We start from the raw sequence: 23807 nt of genomic DNA on the forward strand, positions 1-23807 counted from the left end.
CATGGCTATTGAGCTCCATGACCTCAAGCCCGCTCCTGGTGCCCACAAGGCCAAGACCCGCGTTGGTCGTGGTGAGGGTTCCAAGGGTAAGACCGCTGGTCGCGGTACCAAGGGTACCGGTGCACGCAAGAACGTGCCCGAGTTCTTCGCCGGCGGCCAGATGCCGATTCATATGCAGGCCCCGAAGCTGGGCGGGTTCCACAACCCGTTCCGCACCGAGTACCAGGTCGTGAACCTGGATAAGGTCGAGGCTCTGTTCCCCAAGGGCGGCAAGATTACTGTTGACGACCTGGTCTCCGTTGGTGCGGTGCGTGACAACGAACTCGTCAAGGTTCTCGGAACCGGCGAGTTGACCGTCAAGGTTGACCTTGTGGTTGACGCCTGGTCAAAGTCGGCTCAGGAAAAAATCGAGAAAGCTGGTGGCAGCGTTACCAAACGCTGACCTCTTCTCGTCATAGATACGACCGCTTGACGACGGGAGGGATGGGAAACACAGTGTTTCCCATCCCTCCCGTCGTCTATCAACGGACAGCACAATTCCAGAGACGACCTACCTCACTTATTTAATCTCAACAGACGCTCGCGGGGGCGAGGTGTGTGATCACGCACACCGTGCGGCTCGCGTGCCGTGATGACCTCACACCTGTGTGTGGCGGCAAGTCTTGCCGCGTGGAACGTCGTCACACTCGCCGGTGGCCCGCTTGCCACAGGCAATGCACACTGTGAGAAAGGACGATTGTGCTCAAATACGTGGTGCGTCGCCTCATTAATTACGTCGTGTTGTCGCATACTTGCTCGCCTCGTATGCCTTGGATCCGCGCAACGCCTTCAACCAGACGAATTTGAAGGCGATCAATCAGTCACTGACCAACTACAACATCAACCCCGACATGGGTGCGGTACGAGCGATGGTTGAAGATGGTCTTCCTCCACTGGAACTGGGGCTGGACCCCACATGGTGACGCGATCAACTCCCTATATTGGCACCCACATCGGTGTGTCGGTTCGTCTAGTGATTTGCCGAACGACTATCGGCATGATCGACAGTGTTGCGATTGGTGTCTGGTCGGCGGTGCGCCAATATTCGGCTGCTGACCGGATTGTGTCTTTCCTGTTCACCGGAACCCCGAAGAACCTCACGAACTACGGCGCCGCGACTTTCCAAACCACCCGCGCTGAGGATTTCGGCTACGTCAAGATCTGATGGATTGTGGAGGGGCTCGGCATAGGTTGCCGGGCCCTCCAATGTTCTTCCTCGACGATGTTGGGGCGGATTGCCTTGCTGAGGGTGGTTTGATGATCTTCACGGTGGTTTCGTAGGGTGTGATGTCCGGTTTTCGACGCAGAGGCCGGATGATGGCAGGAGCGTCCTGCCATTCACTTCACTGGAGGACATCTTGCGCAAGGCAATCGTGACCCCGGTGGCAGTGCTGGCCGTGTTGGTTATGGCACTCACCGGGTGCGGACAGAAGAACCAGTCTGGCGGAAGTAAGCAGTCGGGGGTGACATCGGAGTCGGCCCCGATGGCTCAACTCAACGTGGTTGACCGCGGTCAACTCAAGGACGGCGGAACGCTGCGTCTGGCCATCGAGCAGCTGCCGACGGAGTGGAACCCCCTGAACGTCAACGGCGACACCGCTGACTTGGGCACAACGATATGGCGGTTCGTGGGTGCCACCAACTTCGATATCACCGAAGACGGCACCCCGAAGCCGAACCCGAATTACATCTTCTCGACGGACGTGGAGACCAAGGGTGGTAAGCAGGTCGTGACCTTGCACCTCAACCCGAAGGCTAAGTGGAACTCGGGTCGCACCATTGACTACACCGATTACCGGGCTACCTGGAAGGCGAATAGCGGGTTCGCTCCGGACTTTCTGCCGGCCAGCACCGACGGTTTCAACCAGATTTCTTCGGTGGAGAAAGGCGCCAAGGACACTGATGTCGTCCTGACGTTTAAGACCACCTACCCCGACTGGACGACTGTCCTCAGCACGGTGCTGCCGAAGGAGGGCGTCAAGGATCCCCACACCTTCAACGACGGGTGGAAGACGCTAAACCCCGACTGGCTCACTGGCCCGTTTATCCCGATGAAAGTCGATGAGGCGTCCAAGACTCTGACCGTCAAGCGCAATGGCAAGTGGTGGGGCGACAAGTCGAAGCTCGATACCGTCAGTTTCAAGGCGATGGATAGCGCCACCCAGACCAAGGCGTTCGCTAACAAGGAGATTGACGCCGCCTCAAACATCACCACTAAGGATGGCTATCGGACTGCCCAGAAGCGTCCAGATGTCGAGATGCGTCAGGCTGGTTCGTTGCAGAGGCGCCATTTCACCTTCAACACCAAGTCGACGATGTTGTCCGATAAGAAGGTGCGTCAGGCTATCGTCAAGGGCATCAACCGTCCCGCTATCGCCAAGTCGGACCTTGCGGGCCTGCCGGTTAGTCCTGACACTCTGATGCTGGGCAACCACTTGTTTATGCCGGGTCAGGCCGGCTACCGGGATAACTCTGCGGGTTACAACTACGATCCTGAAGCTGCTAAGAAGGGTCTGGGCGAGGCCGGCTGGAAGAAGCAGGGTGACTACCGCGTCAAGGATGGCAAGACTCTGACCATTAATTACGCTAAGTTGACTGGCGTCCCCACCTCCGAGAACGAGGGTGCGCTGTTCAAGCAGGACATGGCGAAGATCGGCGTGAAGGTCAATCTGGTCAACACCCCGAGTGATTCCTTCATCCAGACCTTGAGCAGCCACTCCTTCGACGTCATCGCCTTCACCTGGGGCACCGCGTACCCGATGGCTAACATCCGCCAGATCTATGGCGCTGCTGCGGAGGGGTCCAAGCAGCCGTCGCAGTCCAACTTCTCTCAGCTCCTCGATCCAGAAGTTGAGAAACTCATTTCGAAGATCGACACCGAGTCTGATGTCTCAAAGCGCCGCGAGTTGGCTAACCAGGCTGACAAGACCATTTGGGATGACGTCATGACTTTGCCACTGTACCGACGTATGTCCCTTACTGCTGTTCCGAAGAACCTGGCGAACTTCGGTGCCTCCACCTTCCAGACCGTGCGCGCAGAGGACATCGGCTTCCAGAAGTGACGATGACATATCTGTGTTGAGAACCGTGCTGGGAATGTTTTCCCGGCATGGTGTTTCGCAAGGTTCTGCTACAGTTGTGCCGCCGACGTTGGCACAACTGTTATACGCAAGGAAATCTTGTATGTCTACTCAACGAGTTATTGCGCACCGAGGATTGAGTTCTCGTGCGCCTGAGAATACGATGTCAGCTTTCCGAGCCGCTGTGGAAGCTGGTATCAAGTGGATCGAGACCGATGTTGATATCATTGGTGACGGTACCGCGGTACTCATCCACGATAGCTCCTTGGATCGAACCACGAATTGCCGCGGTCGTTATAATGAGTTGACCGCCTCGGATCTACCTGCCATTGACGCTGGCAGATGGTTTTCGCCCCAGTTCATCGGGGAGCCGCTGCCGCGGTTAGCGGACCTTATCGACTTCATGAATGAGACTGGTGTCAACGCCAATATTGAAATCAAGTCGAACGAGGAGGGAGCTCGCAGTTCGCTTCAGTTACGCGATTCCGTGATCGCAGAGCTTGAAAGACTCAAGCCTGGACGTCAGGTGATTGTGAGCTCGTTCAACCATGTGCTGTTATCCAAGTTCAAGGAAGCGGCTCCGCAATGGGACGTGGCATGTCTGTATGAGACGGCGGCGCTCTATGACGATTGGCGTTCCATGCTGGAGCTTGTGGGAGCCACTTACATCCACCCTGAGGATTCTGCACTTACCGAGCGGAGTGTTGTGCAGTTCAAGGAAGCTGGTTTTCGAGTCAATGCGTGGACGGTCAACCGGGCTGATCGTGCGAACCAATTGTTCAATTGGGGAGTCGATGGAGTGATATCCGACGTCCCAGATCTGCTGGCCGGCACTGTCGCGGCACACTAAAAAGTGGAAAACCATGGAGACAACTGTTCTCTTAGCTGACCCGAGCGTATCTGAATCGGGAAAAAATAGCCGGCTCCCAGTGTTTTTGCGAGGCGCGAGGGCGGTGCCGTTTCTCACGGTGGTGCTGGCGGGCCAGCTGACCTATTCGGCATTCGAGGCTTTCAAGGGGTCACTCATCGTCCCTCTTACGGAGACCCTCGGAATCAGGATCGACCAATTTGGCATCCTGATGGGGTGGCTCGGCATTGCGATGTTCCTCTATGTGCCGGGCGGCTGGATCAACAACCGTTTCACTGTTCGTTCGATTTTGTGCGCGTGGTGTACGTGGCGTTTCGTCACTGGTCTCATTCTGTTCTCCATCCCCAACTTGTCCTTCGACGTCATGATCGTCATCGCGGCATCGTGGGGTGTGTGGGACGCTATCGGGTGGCCAGCTGTGGTCAATGGCGTCGCCTTCATGTCCCAAGATGCGGACAAGAAGGGTCGGGGCTTGGCAATGGGCCTGCTGGAGTCAATTCGCCGCGGTGTTGAGTTTCTCATGAATGTCGTGGTAATTGGTGCATTGGCGCTTTGGTCTGGTCATACCACGACGGTGATGCGCGGATTCGCGATCGCCTACACTCTCGTTCTCGTACCACTCATCTTCGCGTTGCTGCGCCGGGTCCCTAAGAATGCCGTGGCGGGTGACACCGCAGGCAAGGGAGAATCAGCGAATGTGGAGGCGCTCAAGGGTCTGGTAGCAGTGCTGATAAAGCCTCGGATGTGGCTTGCGGGCTTGGCTGGGTTGTGCGTTTACTGGTGCTACGTTAACCTCATTTACTCGTCTGCGCCCTACCTTTCGTTGGTATTCAAGGCTTCTGATGCTGTGGCCGGCGCCTTTGGTATCTTCAATACTGGATTGTTGGGGATCATTTCCGGGCTGGTGGCCGGGGTACTCGCTGACTACCTGTTTAAGTCATCGACCAGGATGATGGGTATCGCGTTGCTGATTACTGCGATCGGTACTTTGGCGGTGAGGTTGTTGCCAGTTGGTGACGGGATGATGTGGCCAGCGATGATCCTGTTAATGGTCATGGCGTTCGGTATCTTTATGGGTAAGGCTGTGCTCTTGGCGCCGGTCGCTGAATTGAATCTTCCCGAGCACGTCAATGGGTCTGCGATGGCGGTGGGATCATTTTTGGCGTATGCCTCGATCTTCTGGGCTAACCCACTTACCGCAGGAATAATTGAAAAACATCGTGGAAATGCCTATGTGGGGTATCACCAGATCTTTATGATTACTCTTGTGGTGGCGCTGGGTGGTTCCATGTGTGCGTTTGCACTCGATCTGATGAACATGCGCGTCAAAAAGCGTGATCGTCAGGCGGTTGGTATTCACGCTGTTGGTGATGTCGCAACCTCGCCCGCGGAACCGAGTACGGTGAGCCTCAGACGATGATAACGGTCGCGACGAGCACTACAGTGACGCAAATCGTCATCCAATTGGGGTGCACGTGGATCTCGCCGTCGTAGGACTTCGTGCCTGAGCCTGCCGCTTCGTGCCCTTCAGCCGAAGCTACCGCACCAGATGGGTGACGCTCGATCCGTTCCATCTCGATAAGACGAGCTGTCGAATGAGAGTCGAGGGACCACCTCATGGGTGTCTCAGAGTCGATGATGATCTGCGGGATGTGGTCGGCATTGCCCTTCATTGCGGTTGCTGTGCCCCGAGCCGGGGCGGCCCACGCTGAGATCGTCCTCGGCTTGCGCATTCCCTCGGCATCCGGACGACGCTCAGCGGTGAGTGACAGGCCCCAACGTCCCGTTACTCCGGTGATCCGACGCCAGGGCACGTCCCAGATGCGGAATTGGTTGACGATATTTACCCCCTCGTCGTCGATCCGAATCTCGGCTACTCCCCAGATGATCCACACCAGCCACACGAAGAGCAGTAGGGCGGGTAAGTTAGTCAATCCAGCAAGGCCAGACCTGATGAGGTCCAGGATCGTCAGCACGATGATCACCGCCACGATGACCCCGACGCCGATCCGTCCCCGGTGCGAGGAGATGATGATCGGCGGTCTCATGGCGCTCCAGAAGGGGGTCGGATAAGTAACGATGAACGGCGCGTGGGTATTGCCCTCGTAAGTTGATAGGCTACCTCCGCTGCGTCCATGCTCCCAGACATTTGCCAGCAGCGCGTCATGGGGGTTGGATGTGCATAGTCAGTAGTCCACGAGATGGGAGAGGGCCCGGATGCTTTCCGCCTTCGCCAATGCGTTCCGAACACCGGATCTTCGCCGCAAGATCCTGTTCACGTTGTTCATCCTGGCGGTGTTCCGGCTCGGGTCTGTCATCCCCGTTCCGAACGTCAATGTGACGAACATCAACACCTGTGTCACCCAGGCGAGCTCCGGTTCCTCCGCCGGTCTGTATTCGATGATCAGCTTGTTTTCCGGTGGCGCCTTGCTGAAGTTGGCGATCTTCGCTTTGGGTATCATGCCCTACATCACTGCGTCGATCATCCTGCAGCTGCTGACGGTCGTGATTCCGAAGCTGGAAACCCTCAAGAAGGAGGGCGCGTCCGGTCAGAACAAGATTACCCAGTACACCCGTTACCTCACTCTCGTGCTTGGCCTGTTGCAGGCAACGGCCTTCGTCACGCTTGCCACCTCCGGTCGTCTATTCACCTGCAGTTTGCCAGTCGTCTACTCCACCTCGGTCTTCGAAGTCGTCGTCATGATCCTGACCATGACGGCCGGTACGACCATCGTCATGTGGATGGGTGAGCTCATCACCGACCGCGGTATCGGCAACGGTATGTCGATCATGATTTTCACCCAGATCGCGGCGCGTTTCCCTGACTCGCTGTGGTCTATCAAGGTCGCTCGAAATGGTGCCGGTCAGGCTCACGCCTGGTTTATCTTCAGCATGGTGATCGCGATTGGTTTAGCCGTCATGGCTGCGGTCGTGTTCATCGAGCAAGGCCAGCGACGTATCCCGGTGCAGTACGCCAAGCGGATGGTGGGGCGCCGAATGTTTGGTGGCTCGACGACGTACATTCCGCTCAAGGTAAACCAGTCCGGCGTTATCCCGGTCATCTTCGCCTCGTCGATCCTGTACCTTCCGGTGCTCTACGCAACTTTCCGGCCGCAGACGTCTGCGGCAAAGTGGATCGGTCACTACTTCACGCGTGGTGACCATCCGGTGTACAACATCGCCTACTTTCTGCTCATTATCTTCTTCTGCTACTTCTACGTGGCCATCACTTTCGACCCAGTCGAAATGAGTGACAACATGAAGAAGTATGGTGGGTTTATTCCCGGCATCCGGGCCGGGAAGCCCACCGAGGACTACTTGGCCTATGTGTTGTCGAGGCTGACGGCACCTGGGTCCTTGTACTTGGGCCTCATTTCGATGATCCCGACGCTCGCATTCGTTTCCCTCCATGCGAATCAGAACTTCCCCTTCGGAGGTACGAGCATCCTCATCATCGTGGGTGTGGCGCTGGACACCGTTAAACAGGTCGAAAGCAAGTTGCAGCAACGACACTACGAAGGATTCCTGTCATCATGAGATTGCTGATCATGGGCGCCCCGGGAGCAGGCAAGGGGACTCAGGCCACCGCCATCGCCGAGCATTACAGCGTGCCCGCGATTTCTACCGGCGATATGTTCCGTACCAATATCAAGAACGCCACCGAGCTGGGCAAGAAGGTCAAGGCCATCATGGACGCCGGGGACCTCGTCCCCGACGAGCTAACCGACGCGATCGTTGTTGATCGCCTCAATCAGGACGATGCTGCCAACGGTTTCCTGCTCGACGGGTACCCCCGCAATATGCACCAGGTCGAGGCCCTTGACGCCTACCTCAAGGAGCATGGCCAGCGGCTTGACGCCGTCATCAGCCTTGACGTCGATCCTGAGCTGCTCACTCAGCGTCTGTTGAAGCGTGCTGAGATTGAGGGACGTGCTGACGACAACGAGGAAACTATCCGTAACCGGATGAAGGTCTACTCCTCCCAGACTGAGCCGCTGCTGGAGCACTACCGTTCGGCCGGCATCCTTGTCCCGGTGGATGGAGTCGGCGAGATCGACGAGGTGCGTCAGCGCATTTTCGCCGCACTCGATTCCAAGAACTGACGTGTTGGGTCGCAACCGATTCCAGATCAAGACGCCCGACCAGATTCGCACGATGCGACGGGCTGGCCTCGTCGTCGCTGAGGGGTTGGAAGCCATGAGAGCGGTCGCTGTGCCCGGGGCCACCACCGCCGACATCGATAGAGCCGGTCGGGACGTCCTTGAGCAGCATGGCGCCAGGTCAAACTTCCTCAATTACGGGGGTGACTGGGGTCTGCCGCCCTATCCGGGTGTTGCCTGTGTGAGCCCTAACGAGACGATCGTCCATGGCATCCCCGGCGAGCGGGAGCTCAAGGACGGCGACATCGTCTCCATCGATTATGGCGCCATCGTTGATGAGTGGCATGGAGATGCTGCCCGGACCGTCCTCGTGGGAGATGTCAGCGAGGAGGCTCGGACCTTATCCGAGGTGACCCGTGAGTCGATGTGGGCCGGTATCGCCAAGGTCGCGCCTGGAGCCCGGATCGGCGACATTTCCGCAGCGGTGCAGGCATCCCTGGAATCCCATGACGGTGACTACGGCATTATTCGTGAGTACACCGGCCACGGGATCGGTACCGAGATGCACATGGATCCGGATGTCCCCAACTGGGGGCGGGCCGGACGTGGCCCGAAGATCGTTGAGGGCATGGTGCTGTGCATCGAGCCGATGGCCACCCTCGGCACGGAGGTCACCGCGACCCTGGACGACGAGTGGACTGTTGTCACGGTGGACGGCTCGTGGGCTAGCCACTGGGAGAACACCGTTGCCGTAACCAGTAAAGGTTTGTGGGTGTTGTCGGAGCCCGATGGCGGTCAGGCCGAACTCGAGAAGCGCGGAGTGCCATTCGGGCCCCTTGACTGAGGTTGATCTGTAGTGCTGCCGGGGCCGTGGGTTCCGGCAGCACTGTGGACTACGGGCGGGACGCGTGCCCTCTGTGTGAGTTACTGCCGGTGCCCTTTAGCTCCTTTCAATTTGGGGAGACGACGTTGAGAAGGTATCGTCAACTGCTGGCTTCGTGTGTGCGGAGCCACAACCACGCCCGCAGGGGGTGTGGGTAGCGGACAGATGGGACGTAATGGCCAAGAAAGAGGGAGCACTCGAACTGGAGGGAACTGTCGTTGAAGCTTTGCCCAACGCCATGTTCCGCGTCGAACTCAAGAATGGGCACCGCGTTCTTGCCACGATCAGCGGCAAGATGCGTCAACACTACATCCGAATCCTGCCGTCGGACCGTGTCGTTGTTGAGCTGTCGCCCTACGATCTCACCCGCGGCCGGATCGTCTACCGCCACAAGTGAGCTGCGGCTCATTGCCAAGCGCTTAGCGGCGCACCACCCAGGTTCCCACCAGGGGGCCGTTACGCGAAAGAGAATCTCATGAAGGTTCAGCCGAGCGTCAAGAAGATCTGCGATAAGTGCAAGGTCATTCGTCGCCACGGCCGCGTGATGGTCATCTGCGATAACCCGCGCCACAAGCAGCGTCAGGGCTGAGCCCACGCCGCGACGGGATCGCAGATCGTCATCGCGACGGTCAGCAGGAATGCAGGGGTTCGGCCCCTGAGGTCCACCGTCAGGCCCATCATCCAGGTGGGAGCGGTGAACACATTAATTCCACAAGTAAATAAACGCACCGCTAGCACACGCTGGTGCAGACCTCCCGGGCAATGCTCGGGACACCGTGGAAGCACGTCCCGGAACCCCGCTCGAACCCATCGAGCACGGATTCGGGCTACTACCCCCGGACGAAGGCCGGGGCCTCGTCGGACAGTCAGACACTGTCCATCGTTCTCAGGAATGACGAGGGCGCTCCACGTCGGACACCTTCGCGGCCCGAGCAATCGGGTCGAAAGAACAAGAAAGGGATGCCACATGGCACGCCTCATCGGAGTCGACCTGCCGCGCGACAAGCGCCTCGAGGTCGCCCTGACCTACATCTACGGAATCGGTCGCACCCGCGCCACCGAGACCCTGAAGGCCACCGGAATCAGCGGTGACCTGCGCGTCCACGAGCTGACAGATGATCAGCTCGTGGCACTGCGTGACCACATTGAGGCCAACTACCACGTCGAAGGTGACCTTCGCCGTGAGGTGGCTGCTGACATCCGCCGCAAGATCGAGATTGGCACCTACCAGGGCCGTCGTCACCGCAGCGGACTCCCGGTTCGTGGTCAGCGCACCCGCACCAACGCCCGTACCCGCAAGGGTAAGAGGAAGGCCGTCGCCAAGAAGAAGGCCAAGTGAGTCATCGCCTACAGGGCACTCACCAACCGTCACCGACGCGCAGATCACACTGATTTCAGGAGAGACATCACATGGCTACTGCAGGCCACAAGGGTGCACCCAAGACCAAGGTGCGCCGCAAGGAGAAGAAGAACGTCGTCGCCGGTCAGGCGCACATCAAGAGCACGTTCAACAACACCATCATCGCTATTACTGACCCCTCGGGTGCAGTGATCTCGTGGGCCTCTGCCGGCACTGTCGGCTTCAAGGGCTCCCGTAAGTCCACCCCGTTCGCCGCTCAGATGGCCGCTGAGGCTGCTGGACGTCGTGCCATGGAGCATGGCATGAAGCGCGTTGACGTCTTCGTTAAGGGTCCCGGCTCCGGTCGTGAGACCGCCATCCGTTCCCTGGGGGCTGTCGGTTTGGAGATCGGCCCGATCTCCGACGTCACCCCTGTTCCGCACAACGGATGCCGCCCGCCGAAGCGCCGCCGCGTCTGATCCACTCCGAGAGCAAAGGACTGATACACAATGGCCCGTTACACCGGCCCCCTTACCAAGAAGTCCCGTCGCCTCGGGACTGACCTTGTCGGCAACGACAAGTCCTTCGAGCGTCGTCCGTACCCCCCGGGTGTCCACGGACGCGGTCGCACCAAGGACTCCGAGTACTCGCTGCAGCTGCGTGAAAAGCAGAAGGCTCGTTACGCCTACGGCGTCCTGGAGAAGCAGTTCCGTCGTTATTACGAGGAGGCTGACCGCGCCCAGGGTAAGACTGGTGACGTCCTGTTGCAGATCCTCGAGTCGCGTCTCGACAACGTCGTGTACCGCGCTGGACTTGCTGCTACCCGTCGTCAGGCTCGCCAGATGGTCAGCCACGGCCACTTCCTGGTCAATGGCAAGAAGGTCAACATTCCTTCCTACCGGGTGAGCACCCACGACATCATCGACGTTCGCGAGAAGTCCAAGGACCTCCCCCCGATCGTCATCGCTCGCGAGACCTTCGAGACTCGCGACGTCCCGGCATGGCTCGAGGTTCGTCCCAATAAGGGCCGTATTCTCGTTCACCAGTTGCCTACCCGTGACCAGATCGTCATTGACGTCAACGAGCAGGCTATCGTCGAGCTCTACTCGAAGTGATCTACGCAGGGGGGCGACCCCCTTGCAACCCCCGGGCGGGTCAATTCCAGTTCGTGACTTCCTGTATGGTGGTGGTCGCGTTTTTGGGCTGAATTTGCTGGGAGAATTGCGAGGGGTAACCCCCGATGTGGCGGTCCGCGGATGCCGCGGCCGCCACCCTCACAACCGAATATCGCGGCGGGAATCCCCGTCAACGTGTCCCCTGTGCGCCTTCATATAGCGGTTGGCGCGAAAGGTAGAAAAATATGCTCATTGCACAGCGCCCCACTCTCACCGAAGAGTCCATCTCCGAATTCCGCTCGAAGTTCGTCATCGAGCCTCTGGAGCCAGGCTTCGGATACACCATCGGCAACTCGCTGCGTCGCACCCTGCTGTCGTCCATCCCGGGCGCCTCTGTGACGAGCATCAAGATCGAGGGAGTCCAGCACGAGTTCTCCACTATTGAGGGCTGTGTTGAGGACGTCACCGAGATCATTCTGAACCTCAAGGGCCTTGTGCTCTCTTCGGAGGAGGACGAGCCGGTCGCCATGTATCTGCGGAAGACCGGTGCCGGCGAGATCACCGCTGCCGACATTAACCCGCCGGCCGGTGTGACCATCCACAACCCGGAATTGCACATCGCAACCCTCAACGACGATGGCCGCTTCGAGATGGAACTTATTGTCGAACGTGGCCGCGGCTACGTCTCCAGCGCCCTCAACGACGATCCGAATGCCGAGATCGGACGCATCGCCGTCGACTCGATCTACTCCCCGGTTCTCAAGGTCACCTACAAGGTTGAGGCCACCCGGGTCGAGCAGCGCACGGACTTCGACAAGCTCGTCGTTGACGTCGAAACCAAGCCGTCCATCCTCCCTCGCGACGCCATTGCCTCCGCTGGCAAGACCCTCGTTGAGCTGTTCGGGTTGACCCGCGAGCTCAACGTTGAAGCTGAAGGCATCGAGATCGGTTCTGGCCCAGTCGACGAGGAGTACGCCGAGAGCCTGGGCACCCCGGTCGAGGAGCTTAACCTCACCGTTCGTTCCTACAACTGCCTCAAGCGTGAGGGCATCCATACTGTTGGAGAACTCGTCTCGCGGTCTGAGCAGGACCTGCTGGCCATCCGTAACTTCGGATCCAAGTCGATCGACGAAGTCAAGGAAAAGCTCACCGAGCTTGGCCTAGCCCTCAAAGACTCGGCTCCGGGGTTTGACCCACTCGCCGCAGCTGAGGCCTACGACGAGGCCAATGATGACGATTACGCGGAGACTGAGCAGTACTGATTTATTAAGTGCAAGGGGGGCGACCCCCTTGCATCCCCCGCGTGGGTTGGCCTTTTTCGCAGTCGCAAGTGTGTTGTTAGTTGCGTTTGGGGTTGACTTGGTGGGGGTGGTCGCGGGGGAGACCCCCACACCGTGACAACTCAAGATTTTCCTCTCTTCGGAGGGGAGGCCAGGGGGGTGGACCCTGGCCACACCCCCATCTGTCACATGACGGGAAAGGGGAGGGGAGGACGCCCGTCCTCCCTCAGCCGGACTGCGGCGGGTCCACCTGCCCGCCACACCGACACACAAGGAGAAAAGAATGCCGAAGCCCACAAAGGGTCCCCGTCTTGGCGGTTCCCCGGCTCACGAGCGCATCATTCTGCGCAATCTGGCCAGCCAGCTCTTCGAACATGGCCACGTCGTGACCACCGTCACCAAAGCCAAGCGCGTTCGCCCGTTGGCCGAAAAGCTCATCAACCGCGCTAAGACCGACACTGTTGCCAACCGTCGTTTCGTGAACCGCACGATCACCGACCGCGGCATCGTGCACATCCTCTTCACCGAGATCGGCCCCCGCATGGAGGGTCGTGACGGCGGTTACACCCGCGTCACTCGCATCGGCAACCGCAAGGGTGACAACGCCCCCATGGCCGTTATCGAGGTCATCAGCGACAAGGTCGCTCCGAAGGCTCCGGCCAGCGCTGCTGACGCCAAGGCGCAGATCAACACCGCTACCGAGGCCAAGGACGCCGAGCCCGAAGCCCCAGCCGAGGACGCCGCTGCACAGGCTCCCGTGGCCGACGAGCAGAAGGCCGCCGAGGTTGACGAGAAGGCCGAGGAGAAGCCTGAGGCCTGATCCTCCTTCAAAACGCCGGTCCTCACTAGTGAGGACCGGCGTTTATTATGCCTGTGTCCCGAGCCAACCCCTAGTATCGAGGTTCAGATTCACCGCATAGGCTAGAGAGGTGACCACTCTTCGTATCGCTCAGCTCGCCAACTTTGTCGGCCCGGTGTCCGGCGGCATGAAGGTGGCCATCGACGCTCTCGGAAAGGGGTACGTTGCGGCCGGTCACGAGCGAATCCTGGTAATACCGGGTCCTAAAGACCGCATCACCGAATCAGAATCCGGCATCACCGTCGAGATCGCAGCCCCGCGCGTTTCTGCGGGTTACCGCATGATCGCTACGCCGTGGCGAGCCCTCGACATCCTGGACCGCTTCCGCCCCACCTCCATTGAGTCCTCTGACAAGTGGACCCTCACTCCGGCCGCCGGCTGGGCTTCACGTCGAGGCATCGGATCGGTGCTATTTAGTCACGAACGTCTCGACGACATGCTCACCATGTGGGTACGCAGACAGTTCGGCGTCGCAGCCGCCGTTGGTGCCCTCAATCGTCGTCTCTCCAAGTCCTTCGACGTCGTCGTCGTCACTTCTGATTACTCTGCGGGTGAATTCGCCGACACCGGCGCCCGCCTCGTCAAGGTTCCCCTCGGCGTCGACCTAGAAACCTTCAACCCCAACAAACGTGAACCAGGACTGCCAACTCCGCGCCCTGACGATATCTTACGACTGTGCTACGTCGGTCGGATGAGCCACGAAAAGAGCCCCCAGCTGGCCGTCGCTGCTGCTCTCGAATTGCATCGACGCGGGGTCCCACTGCGCCTTGACATGTACGGGGTCGGCCCAGACACGGATGCCATGAAACAGCAGGCCGGCGACGCTCCGGTCTTCTTCAACGGGTTCGTCGTGGGCCGTGACGAGGTTGCCCGGCGTTTTGCAGCAGCCGATATTTCGATGTCGGTCTGTCCCGCAGAAACCTTCGGATTAGCCTCCCTGGAGGCGCTCGCCTGTGGCACCCCGGTCGTCACCGCGAACCGGGGTGGCGCCCACGAGATCGTCGATGTGACAAGCGGGGAGGCCGGCAGCCCCGACGCCGTGGGCCTAGCCGACGCCACCCAGCGCCTTGCGGCCAGGCTCGGTCCAGAACTGCGGGACGCCGCGCGACACCGAGCTGAACAGTTCACTTGGGACGCCAGCGTGAAGACAATGCTCATGATCCATTCCGAGATTGCTGCACGCCCCGACGCCAAGCCCTACTGGAAACAGCGCCTCGTGAACCGTCGCAACGCGCGGCGGGACCCCCAAGACCCCCTCGCCCCAACCGACGACTCCCAGGAGCAGTGATGAGGAAGATCCCACTCGTGCTGGCCGGCGTGGCGGCTGCCGTCACCCCCGTCGTCCTGGCGGCTCCCGGCCCTGAGCCGGCCATGCCTGACGGCCCCGCTGGCCGACCTGTGCGCACCGTCGACGACGCCGTTGCTGCGTGCCGGGCGTCCGGGAAGGCGGGTTGGGAGCTTGTCGATGAAGCAACCCAACTCGTGCACCGGATGTACACCCACTACTCGTGTTGGCACCTCTGGCTCAGCCCCGAGACCTCGCTAGCGGCTGGGCACGGCCATTCAGGTCAGTACAACATTGTGCTGGGAAAGATACTCGAGCAGTTGGGGTTTCAGGTGCGTCCAGTCCACGCAGCACGGGTCCGTCTGGATCACCACCCGTGGTATCACACCGGACACAGCTGGCTCCGGGTGATACACCAGGGAAAAGAGCTCGACGTCTGCGCGTCACGACCCGGTAACACCGCTGGTAACGTCGCCTTCGTCCCCGTCACCGAGGTACTCGATCGCACCAGGCTCAATAGCATTGATACCGCCCTCGCTCTGGCCCCGATCGTTGTTGCTAGTGTCTGGAAATCCTGGCTGACGGGATCGGGCATCCAGAGTTGGATGTACCGCCCATTTGGGCTGTCAGCCTGAGCGCCGGGCCCAGGGTCAGGCATGTGACAACTCTCCGGTTGCCGTTTTCGTCAGGGGCCGGTTCATGGTCTCAGGTGCCAGCGTCTGGCCGGTCACAGCGCCAACGACGCATAGACCTGCCGCGATGACCATGCACCACTTGACCCCGATTGTCCCGATGCCAATGGGCAGCAGGTAGGTGCCAAGGAAGGCACCAATGCGGCTGACTGCCGACCCGAACCCTACGCCACTGGATCGAATGTCGGTGTCGAAGATTTCAGAAGGGTACACCGCAGTAAGAATGTCGCTGTAGGAGTTGACCAAGGCGAAAAGAGCCAAGCCCACCACCAGCACCCACGGCGGCGCGTCGGTCCACAGCCCGACAATCAACAAGACTGCGGTCTGCATCCAGAACGGCCCGATGAGCATACGTCGGCGGCCGATGCGATCGATCGCCAGCAGACCGACGACCGCGCCAACGACGCCAATGGTATTGGAGAGGATCGTGCCGCCGGCTTGAGACTTCACGTTGAGGGATTCCAGCACTTTCGGAGCGTAGGTGAAGATCGCGAAATACGGGGTGACGATGCACGTCCAGAAAATACAGACGAAGATCGTGCGCCGCCGTTGACCCTTGCGGAACAGCTTGCGGTAGCCTTTCCCGTCCACCGACTCGTCGCTGAGCTGTTCGGCGGCGAAGTATTTCGGACCCATGTGCTTTTCGACGATCTCACGTGCTTCGGCCTCACGGCCGTGACGCAGCAACCAGCGCGGGGATTCTGGAAGACCGATTCGCAGCCCGAGCACAATGAGGGCTGGGATTACTGAAGTGGCCAAGATGACTTTCCACGACACTCCAGACCACAGCAGCGCATACCCCAATAGGACAGCGATAAGGAAGCCGATGCGCCAGCATAGTTCGAGGAAGGCCAGCTTCGATCCACGCTCCCGGGCCGGAACAAACTCTGAAAGCATCGGTGCTCCGATCGAGTATTCGGCTCCGATGGCCATCCCTAAAAGGAATCTGAGGATCCCTAGGGAGACTCCACCCGTCGCGAAAGCCTGCCCGACGCCGATAACGATGAAAGCAATAATGTCGACGAGGAACATCCTGCGGCGTCCGAACTTATCGGTGAGGAAGCCGAAGAGTGGGGCACCAATGAAGATGCCCAGTAGGCTCGCGGCACCGACGAGCCCCTCCATAGCGGGGGTGAGCTCGAGGTCGTGATTGATGTGCAAGATGACCACGCTAATGACGCCCAGGTCGAAGCCGTCGAGCCCGCCACCGAAAGCGGTGGCGGCTGTGACATGGCGCAGGAAACGTCTGGATTCGGGGGAGATTGGTGCTGACGCCAATTGCGTGTCGGGCGTCAAACTGGCGGTGTTCGTAAGCGGGATGTTGGCGGCCATTGTGGCAGCCCCTTCCGGTGGCGGACAGTGCACCACGAAGCAATGTAGAGCGGACCCGTCGGTCGACCGATATGCCCTTCCGTGGTTCTAGGACCGTTACTGTGGTTTCCGGCCCATCTGTTCACCGTACTGGTCATGGGGGTCGCGGCGCTGGGATTCGAGGGTGATGTGAATCCTGTCCCGGATGCACGACGAGGGGCCCATCGCTGTGACGGGCCCCTCGTAAGACCAGACCGTGTCTCAGCCCGGAAGTGTCGCGGGCGGCTGGGCGCGGGCACTCCGGACACATGGGGACACATCTAGTTGCGCGTGCGTCATGAAAGGAACTCTTGTCCTTAGCGTCCCGTCGCAGGAAGCCTCGTGGGCCTCGTACTTGCCTGGGAAGCGGTACCGGTCGGGGTCGCTGTGGAACCGCTCGCGGGAGTCGCGGTGGGTTGTATCGTGGTGGGGCGCCCCGTGGGAGAAGGTTCGGGCGTCACCTGACAGTGAGCCGGCGGGGCCCACGTGTGCGCCGTCGGATCGTGCCGGGGCTGATCGGCATGGCCGTTTGCGAGGCCAGCGAAGGTCACCTCACCGATCGCCGCGAAGGGCTGGGAGGCGTCCTGAGGTGAGGCCATCGTGATTCGCACATACCGTGCGTCCGCCTGTTTCGGAAGGCTGACGATCGTTGGGTAAGAGCTGGAGGGCAGAGCGACTGGTTGTCTGCCGGTCCAATGGGAACCGTCGGTCGAGAACTCCAAGACGAGAGTCTTGACTCGGCCGTTGGGATTGCCCCGGCGGGAGACCCACCTCATCGCCGACAATGCGTACTTGCGACCGAGGTCGACCGTCAAGGTATGCGGATAGGTCGCAACGGGTGCCTCCCAGCGGGAGTGCCAGAACGTGTTTGGATTACCGTCAACGGCAGCCGATGCCCGGCCATTGGGAGCGGTCTCATTGCTTGCCTCACTGGAAGCCTTGGCGGTGACTCCGCTCGTGATGGCGTTGAGGAAGGGCGGCGTCTTGGACGTGACTGTGAACACCTTCTCCACGAAACGTCCGTCGGGTCCGGCGATGCGCAGCAGGTGCGCTCCGCTGGGGGTCTGATAGGTGATGGGGACGTCCTGGGTGCCCGAACCGCTGGCGTTCGTGTGCACCGTGCCGATCTTCGTGCCGTCGATGAGGACGTCGACCCAAGTGTTCGGTGTTAGGTGCGTGAACGAGACGCCGAGTCGAGAATCGTCGCGGACGGAGCTGCCGGAGGGGAAGGAGACGGTTGGTTTGTCGCAGGGGCCCACGACGGGGCCGGTGGGTTGTGCCGGGGCTCCGTCGCGAACCGCCACCGAGGTGACGAGGACCCGGCCGTCCGACAGCTTCACCGTGATCGGAAAGGTGCCGGTGTGGCTCCAGGCGTGTGAGACGCGCAGGTCATACAGCCCACCTGCGGTCAGCAGGCCACGGCGGTGCTGATCGACGAATCGTACCTTCTGGACGCCACCTTCGGCTCCCAGATCGACGCTTGCAGTGAGGGAACTGATCGTCGAGGCAGACGTGCCATCGGCGTCCGCAGTGGAATCGACGGTCACCGACGAACCGTCTGGGGAAGCCTTCGTCCCCGGCGCTGCCAGGGTTGCGAGGGTGACCTCGCCGTGACGACCCGGCGCGGTGACGCTCGGGGTCCCGGCAGCATCGCTGGCCCATGTGACCTCAGGGGTGTCGTAGAAATTCGACTGCATGGCCAGCAGGCGTGCACCGTCGTCGGCCATCCGGTTGAGGAAGTCACCGACCGATCTGCGCGACTGCGGTGTCCAGCCGATCTCGGCATGGGCGAGGGCACGGGGGAAGGCCAGATACTGTGATTGGCTGCCGTTGCGAATAGTCTCGGACCATTGCGGTCCTTCTATCCCGAGGATGTCGTCATCGGTGGTTTTGGGGATGACACTCTCCGGATCCCAGTCGTAGTAAGTACGCAGCCCACCATGGCCGTTTGAGGCTCAGACGAGGCCGATCGCAGTGTCCGGGGTGTACTTCTGGTCCAGATAGGCGGCGTCGCTCTTCGAGATGATGAGTTTGGCTCCTCTGTCCCTGACGGCACGACGGGTGTTCTCGGTGTCACCGACCCAGTACTGGATGGCGTCGCCCGCGGTCACACCGCCGATGGAATACTCGTTCCAGCCAACCGGCTTCTTGCCGAGGCTGTGGACGAGGTTGACCACCCGAGTGACGAATCTGACGTACTGATCATGTGGGGTCGAGTGGGACTCGTCGGCGCCGATATGGAGATACGGGCCAGGAGTCATCTGGGCGATTTGGCCGAAGATGTGCGCAAGAGCCGTCCAGGTCTTGGGATTGTCAACGTCCAGGGAGGAGTATCCGACGGCACTAGTGCCGTTCTGCGGCACCGTCCCGTAGACCGTGGTTTCCGGATGCGAGTTGGCACTGTTGAGTTCGGGGAAGGCGTGCAACATCGCGTTGGAGTGGGCCGGCGAGTCAATCTTGGGGACCACCATGATGTGGCGAGCAGCGGCATAGGCGACGATGCTGCGGTACTGCTGCTGAGTGTAGAACCCGGTGCGACCCAGCTCATCGCGGTAGCCGTACTCCTGGGTGTCCATTGCGGTGTGTCCGGACACCGAGGTGAGTTTCGTGTAGTCGAGAGTGTCGCCGGGTGCGCGGCCCTTATTGGTGATCTGGATCCGCCAGCCCTGATCGTCGGCCAGGTGCATGTGTAGCACCGACATCTTGTGAGCTGCCATGACGTCGAGGACTGACCTGACCTCGTTGACGGTCAGGAAGGAACGTGCCGGATCGAGCTGGATACTGCGGTAGCTGAACCGTGGGGCGTCAGTGATCGTAACGGCCGGGGCCGTCCATGACCGCATCATGGGCCGGGTCGACTCGATGAGTGGCGGGAAGAGTTGTCGGATCGTCTGGACGGCGTCGAAGAGACCATGGCTCGTCACGGCCCGGGCGGTCATGGATCCGGCCCGTGAGACGAGCGAGTATGCCTCTTCCTGTCGGGTGTACGTGCCGATTCTCGTGTGCGGGTCGACGGTCAGGCTGATGACCGAGTTGTGGCCGCTGCCGCTCGAGACGATCGGTAGGGGGAAGCCGGTGGAGCGACGCAGGATCGTTGCCAGGAACTTGGCGCTCTCGCTGGCCTGACCCTTGGCGACGATGACGGTGGAGTCCTTGAGGGTGAAGGGTGCTCCGCTGTCGGTCTTGAGGGAGGCGGGCAGCGGCACCAAGGAGGGCACAGTGCCTGTGGCGGGGTCGGGTGTCCGTGGGCTGTAGGCCGGGGCCTTGTTCAGGTCCCCGACGAGGGACCCCGTGACCGAATGGGTCGGCTCGACGGTGATCGACGCAGGACCGGAACCCGCTTCCTTGGCGGCCACAGCGACGGCGATGGTGTTCGAACCGTGAAGGTTGATGAACCCGGCGGGAATGACGAAGCGGGTCTGTGGTCCGACGTCACCGACGTAGACGCCGGTATTCCAGCCGTTGACGAAGATTGTCGCCTGGGAATGGTCGGCTCCCACGCCGCCAGGACCCTTGCCGTTCCCAGAAGGCTTGACGACGACCTGGAAGGTGGTGTCCTGACCGGTGGGCACCGACAGGTTGAAGGTGGAGCGGTACCACCGGATGCCCGGATGGTCGACGGTCATCGTCGTGGCCGCTGTCCAGTCCTTGTCGGGCATGCCCGGCAGGTACCATCCGGCGCGCTCGCCGTACAGGTCACCATTGTTGTACATCGTCCGGGCGGTATCGCCGGTCTGTTCGGTGCTTAGTGCGCCACGGACCCGCCACGTGACCGCCCCCTTCGCAGGCAGGCTGGCGGAGTTGAGACCGCGTGACTGGCGCGACAACCCGTTGTCGGACCAGTCGAGGTTCTGGCCGAGGTTGTGGACGACGACCGAGAGGACGACCGGATCGCCGGCCTTGATCGAGGAAGGGAGCTCGATGCTCGTCGTGTTTCCGACCGCGCGATAGGCTCCGGCGTAGGTGCCGTTGATCCAAACTTGCATAAAGGCCGGGTCGACGCCATTGGGCTTGGGTGCGCCCTGACCACCGTTGGCATTGAGCTTGAGCGTACGTGTTGTGTCGGCGGTGAAGTGAGCCCGGTACCAGACCGAACCCTCATAGAAGCCGAGGAGATTCGAGTCCAGGGCGGCACCGCCGAGCGTCGGTTTCTGCCATGGCGTGCGTTCTGTCGTGGAGCTGGCTACCTTCCACGTCGAGTCGTCGTAGCCCTGGGCAGCCTCCGGAGCGCCTGTCTTGGAGACCCAGTGCAGGGTGGGGGCGGAGACGGCGGCCGGGCCGGGAACTGGCGCGTCGGTGAAGTGTGGCAGGGGCCGACCATTCCAGCTGGCTGAAGTGATCGTGGCGTCCGGGATGATGGAGACGGTACCGGGCTCGGCCATCTGGCCGCTCAGGGCGACGGTGCTGCCACTGGTGACAGCCCGGCCGGCGAGGTAGGCGCCCTCGACGTCAGTGTGCACCGTGCGGCCGTTGAGAGTGCTCTCGAGTTGCCAGGTGGTGCGGGCGCTCTGCCGGTCGATGACGCGCAAGGTCAAGGCGTCGTCGCCCTCACCGATGCGGATATCGGACGGAGTGCCGGTGTGGGTGTAATTGAGGCGGAGTTGACCGGTGGTCGCGTTCCAGACGGTCCGTACTCCGGAGCCCCGAACCGTGGGCGCGGAAGATCCTGCCTTGAATTGCAGGACGGTCTCGCCTGGGTCACCGCGGTGACCGATGAGGTACTCGACGGTGCCGCGCCCGGAGGTGACGACCGGGGCCCCGAACGGCTGGGAGGTGGTGTAGAGCACTTTGTGGTTGCCGATGGGGAAATCGGCGGTCATCATGAGAGCGTCACGACCGTGCAAGTGAAGGGTCGTGGACGTGTCCTGTGGGACACGGGCCCACTGCCGGGCCGGGTTCGAGGGTTTCTCACCGTGGGCGTCCGCTGCTGAGTCGTCGGTGACGCGCAGGGCGTCGAGGCTGACGATGGTGCCCTTCCCGCCCTGCGCCGGTTTGCCGAGATTGGTGACAGTGAGGGTGTGGCGCCCGCCGGACAGGCCGGTGAACTCGTGGAGCACTTTTTGGGCAGGCCGGTTCTGGTCGGAGTCGACGTGACCGGTCGCTTCGACCGGGGCGTCGCCGTCGACGCGGAGGGAGACCATGCCGTGATCGGTGCCGGTACCGGAGATGACGGAGATCCCGGTGCCGGTGAAGGCCAAGGTCGCCGTGTCCCCCTTGCGGGACGAGACCGTCAGGGTTTTGCCCGAGGCTCCGGGATCGCTGCGCTGCACCCACGAACCCTGGTACGAGATGGCGGAATCACGGTCGTCGACGACGTGCTGGCGGTTGGCGGAGCCGTCGGAGTCAAGATCAAGCGGGGTGGTGAAAGTGGTGTCGGTCGTCGCGTTGGAGTCGCCCAACCGGAAGCCGATGAAGCGTGGTCCGGTTGCGCCGGTAGTGCGCTGGTACGCGTGGACTGGGGAGCCCTTGACGTCTGTAGGTTCGGGGGCACTTACCGGATTGGTGGCTGCCAGCCATGGCAGGGCGCGTTGGAAGTAACCGATCTCCTTCTGCACCGCGAATTTGTCGGTGAGGGTGCGTTCTTCGTCGAGAGCGGCGCCGTAGTCGTAGGAGGTAAAGCCGGACGCAGGGGCCCCTGTCCATCCCCAGTTCGTCCCGCCCTCGAGCATGTAGTAGTTGAATGCCGTGACGCCATTACCAATGGTGGAAACGCCCCACTGTCGGGTGAATGCGGGATCGGCGAATTTGGCGCAGGCGCTGGAGGTGAAAGGGGCACCCCATGGGGTGAAGGCCCCGCCTTGGGCCTCAGTGATGAACTGTGGGGTGGTGGGAGCTATGGCCCGGAACTCGGCTTCGTGGTCGCTCAGGGCATTGCGCTTTCCGTTGCACGTGAAGCCTAATGGGTAAGAGTCATAGGCATAGAAGTCGGTGCCGTACTTCGAGGTGTCCGAAAAATGCCCGGCCATTGAGTAGTCGTTGGTAAACAGCGGGACGGTGATGCCGTCGGCCCGGACGTAGCTCGTCAGCGCCTTGAGGAAGGCGGATCGGTCGGAGCTCTCGTCGAGCAGCTCGTTCTCCACCTGGTACATGAGCAGGGAACCGCCGCCGGTCGTCACTTGGTGCTTGCGGGCGATGGCGTCGAATGCATGCAGCCATTGTTTTGAGCGCGCCAGGTTCGCAGTGCCACGCAGAGGTCCGGGCTGGTTGCTCATGGTGGCGGGGAGGCCCCCATGGAGATTTCGGCGTTGATGTAGGGGCCGGGCCGGGCGATGACGTACAGACCCTCCTCTTCGGCGATGGTGAGCAGTGTGTCGATGTCTTTAATGCCGGAGAAGTCGAACTTGCCGTCAGCGGATTCTTGGTGCAGGCCCCAGAAGAAGTACAACGAGATGGCGTTGAAACCGTTTGCGCGAGCCTTGCGCATGACGTCGCGCCACGCTTGCTGGGAGGGGAGGCGCCAGTAGTGCAGTTCCCCGGACCAGATCGACAACCGGGTTCCGTCGATGGTGAACGAGTGCTTGTCCCAAGCGACTTTGTGGGCTTTTCCGTCGTTGCCCGGGAAGATATAAGGCGTCGATGACATCGCTTTCGGTGTCTGTGACGGTGACGTTGCCGCAGCTGTGCCAGGTGTGGCGGCAAGGGAGGTTGAGGCACAGGCGACCGCGGTCAGTGCGGCCATCGTCCGGGATAGGGAATGGCGATGCTCGGCTTTGCGCATGGACGGCTCCGTCATGTGGGCGAACCACCTCGTGGTGGGCGCGGGGCCTCAGTGCCTCACGCGCAGTCGAAGCTATCAGCGGCATATGGACGCGTGAGTTCAAGCGCTCAGCTCGGGTGCACGTTCATGCAGTCCGATCCGATTCGCCGGACACGTTGGTGCAACCTGGGCACATCACTGGCCGCGTCCGGGTGGGGAC

General features: G+C 61.0%; 22 protein-coding genes and 1 pseudogene. 19 read left to right on the forward strand and 4 right to left on the reverse strand.

The window, feature by feature from the left end:
- Position 1 precedes the first annotated feature (1 nt).
- The 6 genes from rplO to ACOYO3_RS02775 all read left to right on the forward strand — a co-directional run bounded on the left by rplO (position 2) and on the right by ACOYO3_RS02775 (position 5407).
- Positions 2-442, forward strand: coding sequence for a 50S ribosomal protein L15 (gene rplO / locus ACOYO3_RS02750; protein WP_002516008.1), 441 nt, complete (start codon positions 2-4; stop codon positions 440-442).
- A 189-nt stretch (positions 443-631) separates the two neighbouring features.
- On the forward strand, positions 632-916 hold the full coding sequence (locus tag ACOYO3_RS02755; protein WP_002519645.1) for a hypothetical protein: 285 nt from the start codon (positions 632-634) through the stop codon (positions 914-916).
- 120 nt (positions 917-1036) lie between these two features.
- Complete coding sequence (locus tag ACOYO3_RS02760; protein ID WP_002519644.1) at positions 1037-1204, forward strand: hypothetical protein; 168 nt, start codon at positions 1037-1039, stop codon at positions 1202-1204.
- A 193-nt stretch (positions 1205-1397) separates the two neighbouring features.
- Positions 1398-3101, forward strand: coding sequence for an ABC transporter family substrate-binding protein (locus tag ACOYO3_RS02765; protein WP_002525690.1), 1704 nt, complete (start codon positions 1398-1400; stop codon positions 3099-3101).
- A gap of 121 nt (positions 3102-3222) precedes the next feature.
- Positions 3223-3969: a glycerophosphoryl diester phosphodiesterase gene (locus tag ACOYO3_RS02770; protein ID WP_009640054.1), complete on the forward strand. Its 747-nt coding sequence runs from the start codon at positions 3223-3225 to the stop codon at positions 3967-3969.
- 79 nt (positions 3970-4048) lie between these two features.
- Positions 4049-5407, forward strand: a complete 1359-nt coding sequence (locus ACOYO3_RS02775) for an MFS transporter (RefSeq protein WP_002545509.1) — start codon at positions 4049-4051, stop codon at positions 5405-5407.
- On the opposite strand, the gene ACOYO3_RS02780 is transcribed toward ACOYO3_RS02775, so the two are convergent.
- Entirely contained in the window at positions 5397-6035 is a 639-nt protein-coding gene (locus ACOYO3_RS02780; RefSeq protein ID WP_002517571.1) for a hypothetical protein, read from the reverse strand. The genes ACOYO3_RS02775 and ACOYO3_RS02780 overlap by 11 nt on opposite strands.
- A 169-nt stretch (positions 6036-6204) precedes the next feature.
- On the opposite strand from ACOYO3_RS02780, the gene secY reads away from it, so the two are divergent.
- From secY to ACOYO3_RS02840, 12 genes are all read left to right on the forward strand, one after another.
- Entirely contained in the window at positions 6205-7524 is a 1320-nt protein-coding gene (gene secY, locus ACOYO3_RS02785) for a preprotein translocase subunit SecY (RefSeq protein WP_002514840.1), read from the forward strand.
- Positions 7521-8090 (forward strand): adenylate kinase, encoded by a 570-nt coding sequence (locus tag ACOYO3_RS02790; RefSeq protein WP_002525150.1) that lies wholly within the window; start codon positions 7521-7523, stop codon positions 8088-8090. Before secY ends, ACOYO3_RS02790 begins: the two co-directional genes overlap by 4 nt.
- 1 nt (position 8091) lies before the next feature.
- Positions 8092-8931, forward strand: a complete 840-nt coding sequence (gene map / locus ACOYO3_RS02795; protein ID WP_002523458.1) for a type I methionyl aminopeptidase — start codon at positions 8092-8094, stop codon at positions 8929-8931.
- A gap of 214 nt (positions 8932-9145) precedes the next feature.
- Positions 9146-9367, forward strand: a complete 222-nt coding sequence (infA, locus tag ACOYO3_RS02800) for a translation initiation factor IF-1 (protein WP_002514837.1) — start codon at positions 9146-9148, stop codon at positions 9365-9367.
- 78 nt (positions 9368-9445) lie between these two features.
- Positions 9446-9559 (forward strand): 50S ribosomal protein L36, encoded by a 114-nt coding sequence (rpmJ, locus tag ACOYO3_RS02805; protein ID WP_002514836.1) that lies wholly within the window; start codon positions 9446-9448, stop codon positions 9557-9559.
- Positions 9560-9937: 378 nt separating this feature from the next.
- Positions 9938-10309, forward strand: a complete 372-nt coding sequence (gene rpsM / locus ACOYO3_RS02810; RefSeq protein ID WP_002514834.1) for a 30S ribosomal protein S13 — start codon at positions 9938-9940, stop codon at positions 10307-10309.
- 71 nt (positions 10310-10380) lie between these two features.
- On the forward strand, positions 10381-10788 hold the full coding sequence (gene rpsK / locus ACOYO3_RS02815) for a 30S ribosomal protein S11 (protein ID WP_002514833.1): 408 nt from the start codon (positions 10381-10383) through the stop codon (positions 10786-10788).
- A 30-nt stretch (positions 10789-10818) separates the two neighbouring features.
- Positions 10819-11424 carry a 30S ribosomal protein S4 gene (gene rpsD / locus ACOYO3_RS02820; RefSeq protein WP_002514832.1) on the forward strand — a complete coding sequence of 202 codons (606 nt, stop codon included), beginning with the start codon at positions 10819-10821 and terminating at the stop codon, positions 11422-11424.
- Between the two features lie 245 nt (positions 11425-11669).
- Positions 11670-12686 (forward strand): DNA-directed RNA polymerase subunit alpha, encoded by a 1017-nt coding sequence (locus ACOYO3_RS02825; protein WP_002517587.1) that lies wholly within the window; start codon positions 11670-11672, stop codon positions 12684-12686.
- Positions 12687-12987: 301 nt separating this feature from the next.
- Positions 12988-13524 (forward strand): 50S ribosomal protein L17, encoded by a 537-nt coding sequence (gene rplQ, locus ACOYO3_RS02830; protein ID WP_002517574.1) that lies wholly within the window; start codon positions 12988-12990, stop codon positions 13522-13524.
- A gap of 109 nt (positions 13525-13633) precedes the next feature.
- Positions 13634-14851 (forward strand): glycosyltransferase, encoded by a 1218-nt coding sequence (locus ACOYO3_RS02835; RefSeq protein WP_427305755.1) that lies wholly within the window; start codon positions 13634-13636, stop codon positions 14849-14851.
- Positions 14851-15483: a hypothetical protein gene (locus ACOYO3_RS02840; protein WP_002519640.1), complete on the forward strand. Its 633-nt coding sequence runs from the start codon at positions 14851-14853 to the stop codon at positions 15481-15483. The genes ACOYO3_RS02835 and ACOYO3_RS02840 overlap by 1 nt, the downstream gene beginning before the upstream one ends.
- Positions 15484-15498: 15 nt before the next feature.
- On the opposite strand, the gene ACOYO3_RS02845 is transcribed toward ACOYO3_RS02840, so the two are convergent.
- From ACOYO3_RS02845 to ACOYO3_RS02855, 3 genes and pseudogenes are all read right to left on the reverse strand, one after another.
- Positions 15499-16872 carry an MFS transporter gene (locus ACOYO3_RS02845; RefSeq protein ID WP_002520603.1) on the reverse strand — a complete coding sequence of 458 codons (1374 nt, stop codon included), beginning with the start codon at positions 16870-16872 and terminating at the stop codon, positions 15499-15501.
- Between the two features lie 335 nt (positions 16873-17207).
- Positions 17208-18617, reverse strand: coding sequence for a discoidin domain-containing protein (locus tag ACOYO3_RS02850; RefSeq protein ID WP_002525149.1), 1410 nt, complete (start codon positions 18615-18617; stop codon positions 17208-17210).
- Positions 18618-18713: 96 nt separating this feature from the next.
- Positions 18714-23608 (reverse strand): annotated as a pseudogene (locus ACOYO3_RS02855) (beta-galactosidase); the annotation flags it as partial.
- Here ACOYO3_RS02855 and ACOYO3_RS02860 point away from each other — a divergent pair.
- Positions 23520-23705: a hypothetical protein gene (locus ACOYO3_RS02860; protein WP_002522073.1), complete on the forward strand. Its 186-nt coding sequence runs from the start codon at positions 23520-23522 to the stop codon at positions 23703-23705. The pseudogene ACOYO3_RS02855 and the gene ACOYO3_RS02860 overlap by 89 nt on opposite strands.
- Positions 23706-23807: the final 102 nt, after the last annotated feature.

Origin of the sequence: Cutibacterium sp. KBN10P07758 (assembly GCF_050286205.1) — a bacterium.
Classification (GTDB): Bacteria; Actinomycetota; Actinomycetes; order Propionibacteriales; family Propionibacteriaceae; genus Cutibacterium; species Cutibacterium acnes.

Excerpts from the sequence above, each read along its gene's own strand:
- rplO (WP_002516008.1), top strand. The coding sequence starts at position 2 with ATGGCTATTGAGCTCCATGACCTCAAGCCCGCTCCTGGTGCCCACAAG.
- secY (WP_002514840.1), top strand. The coding sequence starts at position 6,205 with ATGCTTTCCGCCTTCGCCAATGCGTTCCGAACACCGGATCTTCGCCGC.
- rpsK (WP_002514833.1), top strand. The coding sequence starts at position 10,381 with ATGGCTACTGCAGGCCACAAGGGTGCACCCAAGACCAAGGTGCGCCGC.
- ACOYO3_RS02760 (WP_002519644.1), top strand. The coding sequence starts at position 1,037 with ATGATCGACAGTGTTGCGATTGGTGTCTGGTCGGCGGTGCGCCAATAT.
- ACOYO3_RS02755 (WP_002519645.1), top strand. The coding sequence starts at position 632 with ATGACCTCACACCTGTGTGTGGCGGCAAGTCTTGCCGCGTGGAACGTC.
- infA (WP_002514837.1), top strand. The coding sequence starts at position 9,146 with ATGGCCAAGAAAGAGGGAGCACTCGAACTGGAGGGAACTGTCGTTGAA.
- rpsM (WP_002514834.1), top strand. The coding sequence starts at position 9,938 with ATGGCACGCCTCATCGGAGTCGACCTGCCGCGCGACAAGCGCCTCGAG.
- ACOYO3_RS02850 (WP_002525149.1), bottom strand. The coding sequence starts at position 18,617 with ATGGCCGACGACGGTGCACGCCTGCTGGCCATGCAGTCGAATTTCTAC.
- ACOYO3_RS02845 (WP_002520603.1), bottom strand. The coding sequence starts at position 16,872 with ATGGCCGCCAACATCCCGCTTACGAACACCGCCAGTTTGACGCCCGAC.
- ACOYO3_RS02770 (WP_009640054.1), top strand. The coding sequence starts at position 3,223 with ATGTCTACTCAACGAGTTATTGCGCACCGAGGATTGAGTTCTCGTGCG.
- ACOYO3_RS02780 (WP_002517571.1), bottom strand. The coding sequence starts at position 6,035 with ATGAGACCGCCGATCATCATCTCCTCGCACCGGGGACGGATCGGCGTC.
- rpsD (WP_002514832.1), top strand. The coding sequence starts at position 10,819 with ATGGCCCGTTACACCGGCCCCCTTACCAAGAAGTCCCGTCGCCTCGGG.
- ACOYO3_RS02790 (WP_002525150.1), top strand. The coding sequence starts at position 7,521 with ATGAGATTGCTGATCATGGGCGCCCCGGGAGCAGGCAAGGGGACTCAG.
- rplQ (WP_002517574.1), top strand. The coding sequence starts at position 12,988 with ATGCCGAAGCCCACAAAGGGTCCCCGTCTTGGCGGTTCCCCGGCTCAC.
- ACOYO3_RS02840 (WP_002519640.1), top strand. The coding sequence starts at position 14,851 with ATGAGGAAGATCCCACTCGTGCTGGCCGGCGTGGCGGCTGCCGTCACC.
- ACOYO3_RS02825 (WP_002517587.1), top strand. The coding sequence starts at position 11,670 with ATGCTCATTGCACAGCGCCCCACTCTCACCGAAGAGTCCATCTCCGAA.
- rpmJ (WP_002514836.1), top strand. The coding sequence starts at position 9,446 with ATGAAGGTTCAGCCGAGCGTCAAGAAGATCTGCGATAAGTGCAAGGTC.